At 67.0% G+C, this 12,329-nt stretch carries 14 protein-coding genes; 5 read left to right on the forward strand and 9 right to left on the reverse strand.

What is annotated here, in order from left to right:
* Nucleotides 1-14 precede the first annotated feature (14 nt).
* The 6 genes from NWF24_RS06535 to NWF24_RS06560 form a co-directional block, all read right to left on the reverse strand.
* Complete coding sequence (locus NWF24_RS06535; protein WP_258353479.1) at nucleotides 15-1,109, reverse strand: hypothetical protein; 1,095 nt, start codon at nucleotides 1,107-1,109, stop codon at nucleotides 15-17.
* On the reverse strand, nucleotides 1,109-2,053 hold the full coding sequence (locus NWF24_RS06540; protein WP_258353480.1) for a class I SAM-dependent methyltransferase: 945 nt from the start codon (nucleotides 2,051-2,053) through the stop codon (nucleotides 1,109-1,111). Before NWF24_RS06540 ends, NWF24_RS06535 begins: the two co-directional genes overlap by 1 nt.
* Nucleotides 2,047-2,940, reverse strand: coding sequence for an iron-containing redox enzyme family protein (locus NWF24_RS06545; RefSeq protein ID WP_258353481.1), 894 nt, complete (start codon nucleotides 2,938-2,940; stop codon nucleotides 2,047-2,049). Before NWF24_RS06545 ends, NWF24_RS06540 begins: the two co-directional genes overlap by 7 nt.
* A gap of 118 nt (nucleotides 2,941-3,058) precedes the next feature.
* Nucleotides 3,059-3,889 carry an urease accessory protein UreD gene (locus tag NWF24_RS06550; RefSeq protein ID WP_258353482.1) on the reverse strand — a complete coding sequence of 277 codons (831 nt, stop codon included), beginning with the start codon at nucleotides 3,887-3,889 and terminating at the stop codon, nucleotides 3,059-3,061.
* A 32-nt stretch (nucleotides 3,890-3,921) separates the two neighbouring features.
* Entirely contained in the window at nucleotides 3,922-4,446 is a 525-nt protein-coding gene (locus tag NWF24_RS06555; protein ID WP_093058099.1) for a nucleoside deaminase, read from the reverse strand.
* Nucleotides 4,443-5,471, reverse strand: coding sequence for an ABC transporter substrate-binding protein (locus NWF24_RS06560; RefSeq protein WP_258353483.1), 1,029 nt, complete (start codon nucleotides 5,469-5,471; stop codon nucleotides 4,443-4,445). The genes NWF24_RS06555 and NWF24_RS06560 overlap by 4 nt, the downstream gene beginning before the upstream one ends.
* Nucleotides 5,472-5,816: 345 nt before the next feature.
* Between NWF24_RS06560 and NWF24_RS06565 the strand changes: the two genes are divergently transcribed.
* Nucleotides 5,817-6,899: an aromatic ring-hydroxylating dioxygenase subunit alpha gene (locus NWF24_RS06565; protein WP_258353484.1), complete on the forward strand. Its 1,083-nt coding sequence runs from the start codon at nucleotides 5,817-5,819 to the stop codon at nucleotides 6,897-6,899.
* Nucleotides 6,900-6,911: 12 nt separating this feature from the next.
* Here the strand turns inward: NWF24_RS06565 and NWF24_RS06570 are convergent, their stop codons facing one another.
* Nucleotides 6,912-8,213 carry a D-amino acid dehydrogenase gene (locus tag NWF24_RS06570; protein WP_258353485.1) on the reverse strand — a complete coding sequence of 434 codons (1,302 nt, stop codon included), beginning with the start codon at nucleotides 8,211-8,213 and terminating at the stop codon, nucleotides 6,912-6,914.
* Nucleotides 8,214-8,341: 128 nt separating this feature from the next.
* On the opposite strand from NWF24_RS06570, the gene NWF24_RS06575 reads away from it, so the two are divergent.
* The 3 genes from NWF24_RS06575 to NWF24_RS06585 are packed head-to-tail and all read left to right on the forward strand — an operon-like array spanning nucleotide 8,342 to nucleotide 9,745.
* Complete coding sequence (locus NWF24_RS06575; RefSeq protein WP_258353486.1) at nucleotides 8,342-8,809, forward strand: winged helix-turn-helix transcriptional regulator; 468 nt, start codon at nucleotides 8,342-8,344, stop codon at nucleotides 8,807-8,809.
* 4 nt (nucleotides 8,810-8,813) lie between these two features.
* Nucleotides 8,814-9,308 carry a GNAT family N-acetyltransferase gene (locus NWF24_RS06580; RefSeq protein WP_258353487.1) on the forward strand — a complete coding sequence of 165 codons (495 nt, stop codon included), beginning with the start codon at nucleotides 8,814-8,816 and terminating at the stop codon, nucleotides 9,306-9,308.
* 35 nt (nucleotides 9,309-9,343) lie between these two features.
* Nucleotides 9,344-9,745 (forward strand): OsmC family protein, encoded by a 402-nt coding sequence (locus NWF24_RS06585; protein WP_093058105.1) that lies wholly within the window; start codon nucleotides 9,344-9,346, stop codon nucleotides 9,743-9,745.
* A 13-nt stretch (nucleotides 9,746-9,758) separates the two neighbouring features.
* Here the strand turns inward: NWF24_RS06585 and NWF24_RS06590 are convergent, their stop codons facing one another.
* Nucleotides 9,759-10,895, reverse strand: a complete 1,137-nt coding sequence (locus NWF24_RS06590; RefSeq protein WP_258353488.1) for a serine hydrolase domain-containing protein — start codon at nucleotides 10,893-10,895, stop codon at nucleotides 9,759-9,761.
* A gap of 67 nt (nucleotides 10,896-10,962) precedes the next feature.
* Nucleotides 10,963-11,316: a winged helix-turn-helix transcriptional regulator gene (locus NWF24_RS06595; RefSeq protein ID WP_093058107.1), complete on the reverse strand. Its 354-nt coding sequence runs from the start codon at nucleotides 11,314-11,316 to the stop codon at nucleotides 10,963-10,965.
* 136 nt (nucleotides 11,317-11,452) lie between these two features.
* Here NWF24_RS06595 and NWF24_RS06600 point away from each other — a divergent pair, with 136 nt between their 5' ends.
* Nucleotides 11,453-12,325: an NAD(P)-dependent oxidoreductase gene (locus tag NWF24_RS06600; RefSeq protein ID WP_258353489.1), complete on the forward strand. Its 873-nt coding sequence runs from the start codon at nucleotides 11,453-11,455 to the stop codon at nucleotides 12,323-12,325.
* Nucleotides 12,326-12,329: the final 4 nt, after the last annotated feature.

The raw sequence follows: 12,329 nt of genomic DNA on the forward strand, positions 1-12,329 counted from the left end.
GTGCGGCAATTCACTCAGTTGGAGGGCGGGTAGCGGTCGACCAGGCGGTTCTGCCGCCGGTTGAGCCGTGCGAGCGCGAGCAGGCCGATGGGCCGCACGCCGGCCTTGCGCTGCGCTGCGCCAATGGCGAACAGCAGCCGCTGCTTGGCGAAGACCATGCGAAAGCCCTGCACCACGCCGGTGTCGGGGTCCCACGCCTCGATGGCTTCGGAGCCCGCGCCGTTGATTTCCATGATGGTGAAGCCCCGCCCGGCACCGAGTTCGCGCAGGCTCTGGTAGCGCACGTCGAAGCGCCCGAAACGGAAGTCGGGCATGTCGCGCGCGATGGCGTCGATGGCGCGCACGAGCTCGGGCGTGATGAGCGCGGCGCCGTCGCGGTACAGGCCGCCCACGCGGGTCGAGCCGATGGTGGCCAGCCGCACCTGCTGGCCGGCTGCCGGCACGCTGTCGGGAGGCACGCTGCATTCGTGGCGCGGCGAGCGCGCGATGCGGCGGGCGCGCACGTCGGCTGCCACGAGCTGGGCCACGGTGCTGCGGCCGTCGCCCGTCACGCGCGGAAAGTAGCGCAGCGCCAGGCCGATGATGCGGCCTTCGCCGGTGACAGGATCGCGCGCGTAGAAGATGCCGGCCTCGCCTTCCTGTGGCAGGTAGCGCTGCAGCACCACCGTTTCGTCGGAAGGAAAGACGGCCAGGTAGGCCAGCAGCGCAGCCATGTCGGGCAGCAGGCGCACGCCGTAGCCGCACAGGCCGAGGTCAGGTTTGGCGACAACGGGAAACGCGAGGCCGCTGTCGGCCATGGTGTGCCGCAGCGAGTCTTCGGTCGCGGTGCCGTCGTTGAACACCGCGCAGTAGTCGGCCGTGACCGAGCGCGCCAGCGGCCCCATGCCGCGGAAGTATTCGAGCTTGCCTTCGCCCACCAGTCCGCCGGAGGTGAGGTGCGGGTTGGCCGCCGATGGCACGGTGGCGCCGCCGTAGCGCAGCGACAGCCACAGCCATTGCACCACCAGCGGAACGCAGATGAGCCACTTGGGCATGCGCTCCAGCACGCTGCATTCGCGCACAACGGCCAGCCGGCCGGTGTCCACGCCGAAGTCGAGCCCGGCGGCCATCACGCGGCCTCCGTTGCGCGGATGGCGATGAGGCCGACTGCGGCGATGCGGTCGATGTGCGCATACACCGGCCGCTCCAGCTCCTCGCCGAACACATCGGGGTCGATCTCGGCATACGACCAGTCGAAGCCCGGTGCTGCGAGCAGGGGCTGCAGTTCGGCAAAGAACGGGTCTTCGCCATCGACCATGGCCACGCCGGTGTAGAGCAGCAGTTGCCCGCCCGGTGCCAGCCGTTTCAGCGACTCGGCCGCGATGCGCACGCTGAGTGCCCGGCCCAGCCGCGTGCCGCCATGGCGATAGGCGCGCTGCGCGCCGTCGTCGAGGTAAGGCGGGTTCGACACGATGAGATCGAATTCGCCATCGACTGCCGACAGCGCATCGCCCTGCGCGAGCGTGACGGGGATGCCGGCCACTTCCGCATTGATAGCCGTGTACTGCAGCGCGAGCGGGTTGATGTCGTTCATGACCACGGTTGCCGTCGTGCCCATGGCCGCCAGCGCTCGCACCGCCGCGATGCCACCCGCGCCGCTGCCGCAGCCCACGTCCAGCACGCGTACGTGAGGCTGTGCCTTGCGCCGGGCGAGTGCGTGGTGGAGGAAGCGAGCGAAGCGGCTGGTGTCGGGCCCGAAGAACACGGCGCTCTCCTCGACCGTGGGATAGGCCGAATGAAAGAACAGGTCGTCGCCAAGGCTGGCGATGCGCACGGTGCTGCGCAGCAGCGAGCCCGTGTGCCGCACGATGCCGGCGCGCTCCATGTCGGCCAGCAAGTCCGGCGGCACTGCGCCCGCTTCGAACGACAGGTTCCAGCCGAAGATGTCTCGCAGCGTCGCGCCCGGTTCGCGCCCGCGTCGCGCGAGCACGCGCTGGTGGGTCAGCGGGGTGACCGTGGTGAATCGGTAGCCCGTGGCGGCCACCTGGCGCAGCACGCCGGCCGCGTTCAGCATGCGGTGGCCTCCTCGGCGTGCCGCAGTTCGGCGGTGTAGCGCTCGAAGCAGCGTTCGCCGCAGACAAGTCGCATCAGCGCGCCTTCGGCAATGAACTGCCCGCAGGCCGGATCGGCCTCGACCAGCGGCCGGATCACCTCGCGGTTCCATGCGCGCGAATGCGACACGTCGAGCGCCGCATGCAGGTCGAAGTAGGAGCGTGCGCGGCCGCTCAGGCCCAGGCGGCGCATGCCGGCCGCCACCTGTTTCACGCGCCCGGGGGCAGTGAGCTCGATGACGCCGAGCGCGCCTATGGAGTGGTAGCCATAGCGGCGCGTGGTCGCCAGCCCGACCATGGTGTTGGCGAGCGCGAGCGACTCCCACACCGTGGTGTCGATGGCCGGGTGCAGGTCAAGCTCGCGCACCATGTGCTCCAGCATCTGGCCGTGCATGGCGCTTTGCTTGCCGTGCCCCATCTCGTCCCAGAAGTTGCGCGCGCATTCCAGCTTGGGCTGTGGCGGCAGCTTGACCTGGGTATAGGCCAGCAGGTCTTCGAAGCCGGCCTCGCCCGCGGCCTCCTGCGTGAGGAACCAGCGCATCTGCGGCAGCGTGGCCTCGTCGGCCAGCCAGTCGAACAGCGGGTGATGCTGGCCGGGGCCGGTGTGCGCCAGCGATTCGAACCAGCCGATGAAGTGGCCCGCGTTGCCGGCCGATGCCACTGCCGCCGCCTGCACCGAAGCGCGCAGGGCTTCGAGGTATTTGCCTTCGAGCAGGCGGCACGCATGCTCGCGGGCGAGGTCGTCCTGCCACTGGGGCGAGGGGCTGCCGAGCCTGAGTCGCTCGGCGTTGAACCGCGCCAGGTGCCGGTGAAGCTGCGTGTTCGCGTCGGGAGTGTCGTCAGGAGACATGGCCGATCCTCGTCATCCGCTGGGCAAAAGAATCAGGTTGCGCCTTTGCAACGCGGCTGTCCGTCAGACAGTGCCTACAGATTCGCCCCTCGGTGCGGGGATCGGAGGGAGATCGGCCTCAGGTCGCCCAGATGCGCGGCGTGGCCGCGGGCAGCTGCCACAGCTCGCTGCGCCATGCCTGCCAGACCTGCCGCAGCAGCTGCATCGCGGGCTCGACCACGGGTGCCAGAACCCGCAGCACGACCACTTCGGGGTGCGGGCTGGTGGCGCCGGCGCTGTCGAACAGCGGGCTTGCTTCGAGCAGCGTGCGGGCTTGTGCAAGCAAGGCATCGCGCCGGGCGCGCGCCACCGGCGAGCCCGCCACGAAGAACAGCGAGGCCATGCAGCGGTGGCCGCCGAGGCCGATGGGGCTTTGCAGCAGCCGGTGGTCGGCCGCGTCGATGCGCCCGCGCTCCAGCCACACGCCGGGCACCTCGATGTGCTGCAGGTAGGTGCCACGCTCGAAGGGCTGCTTGGCGTTCGGCAGGCCGAGCGCGGTAACGTCCCAGCCGATCAGCTCGGCGCCGGGCGCGACCTCGATGGAGAGCCGGTTCTCCGCCTGGCAGCCGCTGTAGCAGATGGCTTCGAGCGGCAGCCATTCGAGCCGCGCGCCGGCCGCGAGGCGGATGCGCGTGCGCTGCAGCGCCAGCTCGCCTTCGGAGCGGTAGAAGCGCGAGGCGCCGGGCGTGGTGATCAGTCCGTGACTGCCGTCGGCGGCCTCGATGTCGATGTCGAGCGTGTCGCCGCCCACCAGCCCGCCCGGCGGATGCACCAGCACGTTGTGGCAGACGGTGTCGCCCTCGGGGTACAGGCTTTGCAGGATGCGCAGCGGACCGTCATGGCGAAAACGGGCGACGGTGCGGGCGGCTTCTTGTTGGTAAGCGAGATGGAGACGGGCGTGCCAGGGCATGCAGCGAGTCTAGTGCGCTCGCTTGCGGTGTCTCAGGTCTTCCAGGCCCCGTCGTGGGCTGCGCTGGCCTCGTCGATCAGCGCCGGCCCGATGCATTCGATGGGATGCGGCGAGGCGCGGAACACGTCGCGGCACGACAGCTCGGCATCGCGCTGGTCTTGCCGCTCGCCACGGAACACGCGCAGCCGCTCGGCATCGATGCCGAACACCACGCGCCCGATGTTCGACCAGAAAATGGCGCCGGCGCACATCACGCAGGGCTCGCCCGATGCGTAGATCGTGGCGCCCGCGAGTTCTTCGCGAGAGAGCTTGCGCCCGGCCAGCGCGCGCAGTGCGTTGACTTCGGCATGGGCGGTGCAGTCGCCGGTTTCGGCATTGCTGTTGCCGGCTTCGGCCAGTACTTCTCCGGCGGCGGAGACGATGACCGAGCCGAAGGGCCGGTTGCCCCGGCGGCGCGCTGCATGTGACCAGACGATGGCCTTGCGCAGGTAGCGCCCGTCGCGTTCGTCGAGCGTGGTTTCGGCGGGATAGGTGGTGGTGTCGCTGTTGGAGTTCATGCCTTGGGGAGGGAGCGTTCGCTGCGCGATGGAAGCATTGAAGTGTTGAAGATGGCGTCGGACGCGGGCTTGACCTTGAGGCCGAAGACATCGGCCACTTCGTCGACCTGCTGTTCGAGCGTGAGTTTCTTTATATCGCCAAGACCGTGGCCGCGCGTGTCGGCCGCGCCCACGTATTGCGCGGTGATGCCCCAGCGCTCGAGTTCGATCTTCTCGTCGAGGATGGGCTCACGCTGGCGCATGGCCGCGATGCTAGGCGCCGGATTGGCAAAGGTCTCGACGATGGCGCGGTTGCTCGCGCGCAGAAAGGCCGCCACTACCTTCGGGTTCTGCGCGATGAGGTTGCTGCTCGCGAGGATGGCGTTGCCGTACAGGTTGACGCCCGCATCGGCGTACTTGAGCACCGACAGCTCCTCGGGCTTCATGCGCGCGAACAGCGAAACGGCCGAGTCGTGGAAGTAGGTGGCGGCATCGACGTCGCCGCGCACCATGACGTTGTCGCGCGCGCTGAAGTCGGTGGTCTGCCACTGGAAGGCGTCGCCGCGCATGCCTTGCTTGCGCGCGACCATCGGCCAGGCGCGCCGCGTCGATTCGACGGCCGCCGCCGCGACCTTCTTGCCCGCGAGGCTCTTGAAGTCGCCGGTCACGCCGCGGTCCTTGCGGCCGATGATCACGAACGGTGCGCGGTTGTAGTACTGGTACACGGCCTGCACCATCGGCGTGCCGGGGTTCTGCGCGTTGAACTCGACCAGCGAGCTGATGTCGCCCAGCCCCAGCTGGTAGACGCCGCTGGCAATGCGCGTGATGGAGGCGACCGAGCCGGCGCCGGTGTCGATGCTCACGTCGAGCCCCTCTTCCTTGTAGTAGCCCTTGGCCAGCGCCAGGAAGAAGGGAGAGGTCTGCCCGTTGATGCGGAAGTCGAGCGTGAATTTGAGCGGGGTGAGCTTGCCGTTGCTGCCTTGAGCGAAGACGGCAGGGGCGGCAAGGGTGGCGGCACTGGCCGCGAGGAAGGATCGACGTTGCATGTGGGGCCTCGGAAGCTTCGGGTCTTGAATCCCCCTGCGCAGGGCAGAAGGCGTTTCAAGAGCAATTTCCGGGCGGGCGCACGTTCGTGGTGCGTGCGCTGCTGAACGCTTCTACTCTTGCAGCAGGTCATGCACGACGCATGCCAAGGGCCCTTTCGAGCATTTTGCTCGGGCATTGAGGGTGAGGGCTTGGAGGGGCAGCCTGGCCGGGCGCACAATCCGGGCGCGCAATTTGCAAGGCATGTTGCGCAGAGTAGAAGCGTTCAGCCGCGCGATGCCCCGTGCATCCAGGCAGGAAATTGCTCTTTCACGTTCGTCCCCACGCAACAAAGAAGGAGTCCGCGCATGCTCGTTACCCAACAACCCGTCTTCCGCAAGTTCTGGCATGCCGTCATGCCGCTCTCCGAACTGGCACAGGGACCGAAGCCTTTCAGGCTGCTGGGCGAAGACATCGTTCTATTCATCGATTCCGACGGCCAGCCCGCTGCGCTGCGCGATCGCTGCTGCCACCGCACCGCGAAGCTGTCGAAGGGCTGGTGCGTGGACAGCGAAGGCCAGGCCTGCGGCACCGGTGCCATCCAGTGCGGCTACCACGGCTGGACGTATGACCGCAGCGGGCAGGTCATCCGCATCCCGCAGTACGAAGCAGATCGCAAGATCTCGCCCGAGTACCGCACGACGGCCTACCGCTGCACCGCGCGCTACGGCTACGCATGGGTGGCGCTGGAAGAGCCCATTGCGGACATCCCAGCCATTCCCGAGTTCGACGACCCGGGCTACCGCACCATCTTCCAGTTCTACGAAGAGTGGCAGACCAGCCCGATGCGCGCGCTCGAAAACTCCTTCGACAACTCGCACTTCAGCTTCGTGCACCGCGCCACCTTCGGCGTGGCCGCGAGCCCGAAGCCAAGCAAGTACGAGCTGGTGGAAAACGAATCGGGCTTCTATGCCGAGACGGTCATCGAAGCGACCAACCCGGTGAAGTTTCATGCGATCAGCGGCGTGACTGATCCGATTACCACGCGCCACATGCGCAACGCCTACTTCCTGCCGTTCTCGCGCCGGCTCGACATCGAGTACCCGAGCGGCGTGCGCCACATCATCATCAACTGCTTCACGCCCATCGACGATGGCCGCATGCAGCTGTGCCAATGGCTGTTCCGCAACGACACCGAGGCCGACTGCACCGCGCAGATGCTGATCGACTTCGACGATGCGGTGACGCGTGAGGACAAAGACATCCTCGAATCGACCGACCCCGATGCGCTGGTCGACACGCGCCGGCGCGGCGTGGAGTATTCGATGGAGTCGGACCGGCCCGGCATGCTGATTCGCAAGCACCTGATGCAACTGCTTGCGAAGCACGGCGAGGCGGAGGTCTATCGCGGCATGAGCAGTGCCGTGATTCCGATTGCAAAGGCTGCTTGAGCGGCCTCCGCATCAAGCCGGGGCAGTCGCAGGGTTCGGGCGCGTTGCACGCGACGAGCCCTGTTCGTAGCGGTCCATCGCAAGACCGTCGGTACGGATCTCGGGCCGCTGCCCCATCACCATGTCGGAGATCAGCTTGCCCGAGCCGCAGGCCATGGTCCAGCCCAATGTGCCGTGGCCCGTGTTGAGGAACAGGTTGCCGTAGCGCGTGCCGCCGACGATGGGCGTGCTGTCGGGCGTCATCGGGCGCAGGCCCGTCCAGAAGGTGGCACGAGGCACGTCGCCGCCGGGGAACAGGTCGGTTACGACCTTCTCGAGCGTGGCGCGGCGGTTGGGGTTCAGGCGCAGGTCGAAGCCTCCGAGCTCGGCCATGCCGCCCACGCGGATGCGGTTGTCGAAGCGCGTGACCGCGACCTTGTAGGTCTCGTCGAGCACGGTCGATTGCGGCGCGAGCGATTCGTCGAGCAGCGGCACGGTCAGCGAGTAGCCCTTGACCGGGTACACCGGAATGTCCAGCCCCAGCGAGGCGATGGCGGCGCGCGAATAGCTGCCGAAGGCCATCACGTAGCGGTCGGCCGTGAGGATCTTGCCGGCGGTGGTGCGCACGCCGGTGATGCGGCTGCCGTCGGTTTCCAGGCCGTCGATGGTCTGGCCGAATCGGAAGTCCACGCCCAGGCCGAGCGCGATTTCGGCGAGGCCGCGGGTGAACAGGTGGCAGTCACCGGTTTCGTCGTTGGGCAGGCGCAGGCCGCCGGTGAGGCGATCGCGTGCGCCGGCCAGCGCGGGCTCGACGCTGGCGAGGGCATCGCGGTCGAGCAGTTGGTAAGGCACGCCGCATTCATCGAGCACCGCGATGTCGCGCTGCACCGCGTCGAGCTGTGCCTGCGTGCGGAACAGCTGCAGTGTGCCGCCGGTGCGCTGCTCGTACTGCAGGCCGGTGTCGGCGCGCAGCTGCTGCAGGCAGCCGCGGCTGTATTCGGCCACGCGCATCATGCGTTCCTTGTTCACTGCGTAGGCCTCGGGCGAGCAGTTGCGCAGCATCGCGGCCATCCAGCGCAGCTGGAACATCGTGCCATCGGGGCGAATGGACAGCGGCGCGTGCTTCTTGAACATCCACTTGATCGCCTTCAGCGGAATGCCCGGCGCGGCCCACGGCGTGGAGTAACCAGGCGACACCTGGCCGGCATTGCCGAAGCTGGTTTCTTCGGCAGGGCCGGCCTGCCGGTCGAGCAGGGTGACCTCGGCGCCAGAGCGCGCGAGATAGTAGGCCGTGGTGGTGCCGATCACGCCGCCGCCGAGAACGATGACTTTCATGGTGTATTCACTGATTCAGATGGAATGAGTGGAATCTAAAGTGCACAATGCAGTGGATTCCATTGTTTTCAGAGATTTGGCAGTGAAATGCACTGCCGAAAATCGTCCAAAGCCGCGCGCGAAGTGAAATGCCCGAACTCGACCGAATCGACCGCAAGATCCTCGACCTTCTGCAGCGCCAGGGCCGTGTTTCCATGACCGAACTGGCCGAGTACATCGGCCTGTCGGCCTCGCCCTGCGCCGAGCGCGTGAAGCGCATGGAGCGCGACGGCGTCATCACCGGCTACCACGCGCACGTGTCGCCCGAGGCGCTGGGCAAGACGCTGCTGGTGTTCGTCGAAATCAAGCTCTCGGCCAAGTCGGGCGACGTGTTCGACAAGGTGCGCAAGGAACTGCTCCACATGCCCGAGGTGCTCGAATGCCACCTGGTGTCGGGCAGCTTCGACTACCTCGTGAAGGCGCGGCTCAGCGGCATGAGCGAGTACCGGCACCTGCTGGGCGACATCCTGAAGAAGTTGCCGGTGGCGGCCGAGTCGCACAGCTACGTGGTGATGGAAGAAATCAAGGAAACGCTGATGCTGGCCGTGGACCGCTGAACCGATGAGCAAGAACCACGATATTCCCGACATCGCCATCCGGCCCTGGCGTCTGGACGACTTTGACGCGGTGAAGGCCATCCTCGACGACACCTTCGCCGGCACCTGGCTGCCGCAGCTCACGCCCGAGGCCGCGAAGGCCTACAAGGAGAGCGGCGAGCCCGTGGGCTACATCGACGAGATGGGGCCGGCCTTCTTCGTGGCGGAGATCGATGGCGAGGTGGTCGGCGTGGTCCATTGGGAGCACGACTTCGTGCACGCGCTGCACGTGCCGGCCGAGCACCAGCGCAAGGGCATCGCCCGCGCCCTGATGGCCTTCGCGGAAGACGGCATGCGCGCCGGCGGCGTGGCGCTCGCACGGCTCGAAACCGACACCTTCAACACGCAGAGCCAGGGCTTCTACCTCGCGCTCGGTTACCGCGAGGCCGACCGCTACCCCGATCTCGAATGGCACAGCGGGTTCACGACCATCCTGTACGTGAAGACGCTTTCCTCCTGAATCCTGAATCGCAACTCCCTACCAAGGACACCTGCATGACGATCTCGATCCGCCGCGACGGCACCACCGGCACGCGCCACATCCTGAAGATCCGCAACCACGAGATTCCGGTCGATGCATCGCCCGCTGGCGGCGGCAGCGATGCCGGCCCCGAGCCGCATGACCTGTACGACGCATCGCTCGCGGCCTGCAAGGCGCTCACGGTGCTGATCTACGCGCGCCGCAAGGGCATTCCGGTGGAAGACATCGAGGTCGTGGTCGACCGCGACGACAGCGAGGAGCGCAAGGGCGTCTACCGCCTCAAGTCGGGCCTGCGGCTGAGCGGCGACCTGACGGAGGCGCAGCGCGACGAACTGCTGCGCGTGGCGGGCAAGTGCCCGGTGCACAAGCTCATGACCGAGGTGAAGACCGAGATCGAGACCGGCTGGGCCGACTGACCCGGCTGGTCGGTCAATGCAGCACGCGGTAGGTGCGTACCGCGCGCAGCAGCGCCCACAGGCCGGCCTCGGCCGGCACCTTCTTCTCGTTGAACGACACGGCGATGTACACGTCGTCGGCCGGCACGTAGGCCACGATGCTCGTGAAGCCCTCGATGCCGCCGCTGTGCCCGAGCATCAACCCGGGGCCGTCGGGCACGTCGTAGAGCTGCACGCCCATGCCATAGAACGCGTTGCTCCCGGCATAGGGGCCGAGCATGGCGGGCATGCCGGTGAACATGCGGTGCACCGCTTCGCCGGGCAGCACCTTGCCTGCGAGCAATGCGTGCCAGAACACCGCGAGATCGCCCGCTGTCGATGCCAGTGCACCCGCGGCATAAGGCGTGGCGTACTGGTCCGGTGCGTCGACCGGCCGGCCGGCTGCATGGCCTGTGGCAACGGGCAGTTCGACGCCCGGCTTGCGCATGACCGTGTGCGTGAGCGACAGCGGCTTGATGAGCCGCTTCGTGAGCACGTCGGCGAACGGAGCGCCGTCCACCTTCTCGACGATCACGCCGAGCATTGCGTAGCCGGTGTTGGTGTAGCTCCAATTCGTGCCGGGGCAGAACGGCGGCTTCTGCGACGTGCCGAGCGCGATGACTTCGGCGGGCGTGCGGTAGGCCGTTCCCAGCGACGGTAGCGCGTTGAAGCTCACGAGGCCGCTGGTGTGGCGCAGCAGATGTTCGATGGTGGTGAGCTTCGCATTCGGTGCGTCGGGAAACCACTTGTCGATGGTGTCGTCGAGCTTGAGCTTGCCTTCGTCGACGAGCTGCAGCACGACGGCGGCCGTCAGTGTCTTGGCGGTGCTTGCCACCTGGAAGGGCTGGTCGGGTACGACTGGTTGTGGCGGTTCCTTGCGTGCCAGGCCGCGCGTGGCCGACCAGATGCCTTCGCCGGGAATCGCGACCGCCACGCTGGCAGCGGGAACATGCGCGAGCATCTTGTCGAGCGCGTCGCCGAGTGCTTTTTGCAACTCGGCGGGCAACTCGCCGTCGATGGAGCGCTTGAAGTCCTTCTGCCATATCGCCTCGGGCGCTGAACGCATCGGTGGCCCCGCGTAGACGGGCGAGGGCGCGCACGCCGGCTGCGCCTGCGCGAGTCCCCATGACACAGACGTGGCCAGTAGAACGGCCGATGAAATCTTCCGCAACGACATTCGGTGCTCCCGGTGTGCCGGCCTACTTGGCCGCCTCGGCTTTCGCGCGTGCGGTTTCAATGCGCTTGGCATTGCGGTCGCCCCAATCGGCCAGCGGCCCGAGCGCCGCATTGAGCGTGGCGCCCAGCTTGGTTGCCGAGTACTCCACGCGCGGCGGCACTTCGTGGAATACCTCCCGATGGACGATGCCGTCGGTTTCGAGTTCGCGCAGCTGCTGGATCAGCATCTTCTCGCTGATGTCGGGCAGCAGCCGCTTGAGCTCGCCGAAGCGATAGGCCTGCGCGTTCAGCTCCCAGAGGATGACGGCCTTCCATTTGCCGCCGATGACGTCGAACGCAGGCCCGATGCCGCAGTTGTAGGGTTTCTTCGATTTCATTTCTTATCCGTGGAATGCCCCGTAAATACCCAATACATACGTTTTGGTAAGTACCTGACTTTATTGTAGGTACTTGACCATATGGAAGCGAAATTTCTACGATTCAATTGTCTTCACAAACAGAAATCGAATCGTCATGAACAACAAGCGAGTTTCCGTTCTGGGCCTGGGCTCGATGGGTTTCACCATTGCTCAGCTCTATCTCGATCAGGGCTACGAAGTCACGGTGTGGAACCGCACGCCCGGCAAGGCCGATGCGCTGGTCGCGAAGGGTGCCGTGCTGGCGCGCGACGCAAGCGAGGCGTTGCGCGCGAGCCGCGTTGCGGTGATGTGCGTCTACGACTACCGCGCCGCCGATGCGATCCTGTCGGAGCAAGGCACGACCGCCACGATGGATGGCCGCCTGCTGGTGCAGCTGACCACCGGCAGCCCGCAGGACGCGCGCGATGCAGAGGTCTGGGCTCACCGCCACGGCGCTGCGTATCTCGAAGGCGCGATCCAGGCCGCGCCGGACCAGATGGGCCGGCCCGATACGCCGCTGCTGGTGTCCGGCGCAAAGCACGTGTTCGACGAGGCCGAGCCGTGGCTGAAGGTGCTGGCCGGCGGCATCGTCTACCTGGGCGAGAAGGCGAGCGCCGCGGCGGCCATGGACCTCGCCACGCTCTCCACCATCTACGGCACGATGCTCGGCTTCATTCACGGCGCACGCATCGCCGAGCACGAAGGCTTCGACGTGGCGGAATACGGCCGCATCGTTGCGGGCATCATGCCGACCTTCGCGGGCTTTCTTCAGCACGAGGGCTCCGTCATCCAGTCGGGCGACTTCAGCATTTCGCAGAGCCCGATGCGCATCTCGGTCGAGGCAACGCAGCGCATCCTGCAGGCGGCGCAGGCGTCGGGCATCAACACCGAGTTTCCGGCCTTCGCCGCGGGACTCTTCCAGCGGGCCGATGCGGCAGGGCTCGGCGGCGAGGAGCTCGCTGCGTTGATCAAGCTGCTGCGCGCTTGAAAGG

This window comes from Variovorax paradoxus, from assembly GCF_024734665.1.
In the GTDB taxonomy this organism is placed as follows: Bacteria; Pseudomonadota; Gammaproteobacteria; order Burkholderiales; family Burkholderiaceae_C; genus Variovorax.